The organism is Pseudoalteromonas sp. SCQQ13, from assembly GCF_015864415.1.
Classification (GTDB): domain Bacteria; phylum Pseudomonadota; class Gammaproteobacteria; order Enterobacterales; family Alteromonadaceae; genus Pseudoalteromonas; species Pseudoalteromonas nigrifaciens.
In genome coordinates this window covers 1-625 of record NZ_JADYXG010000059.1, presented here as the reverse complement: position 1 = coordinate 625, position 625 = coordinate 1, and the positions used below count along the sequence as shown (strand labels likewise).

General features: G+C 47.5%; 1 protein-coding gene. It reads right to left on the bottom strand.

Annotated features, from left to right (window positions below; translation table 11 throughout):
* Positions 1-101: 101 nt before the first annotated feature.
* Positions 102-625, bottom strand: a 524-nt coding sequence (locus I6F41_RS17970) for a tectonin domain-containing protein (protein WP_197108917.1), incomplete at its 5' end; no start/stop codon positions are given.

Here is a 625-nt window from a genome sequence, read left to right as displayed (position 1 = left end):
CAATGAATGACCTCCTGTTGCTGCAGTGACATTATACAGTACATTTAGGCATGCGCTCTGCCAGAATCTCGAGACCGCCCACCTTGGCCCACCATAGTGCCTTAACTGCATTTACGGATGGAGCCATCAACACACACGACCCACAGCACTCCCAGGTCAAAGCTCACATGCTGGTGACCATTGGGACAGGCAACCACTGGGATCCAGTCTGTGCCATCGGGTGTGCAGCGAGTGACACCAGTTCGTTTGAATAAGCTCCCTTGAGAGTTTACACCATAGACACTGCCATCAGTTGCTACTTCAATCATGGACAGAAGTCCAGGAATATTCACAAAGCTGCCGGACCCTGAACAGACACTAGACGACACATCCTTCATGATGAAGATTTGGTCGTTGTGGTTCACTCCCCAACAGCTGTATGGACCACAGCTGTAGTACTTCAGCTTTCCACCAATATTAATCCAAGGAATGTTACTGGATAACCATTTGTTGTTAGCATCCATATTTGAACAGAATATGTCATCATACATATTGACACCTGCAATGATCTGATCACCTCCGGCATCCACCTGATTGAGAAGCCCTTCAAGCCTAACAAAACCGCCACTCTGAAACCTAAAGATGT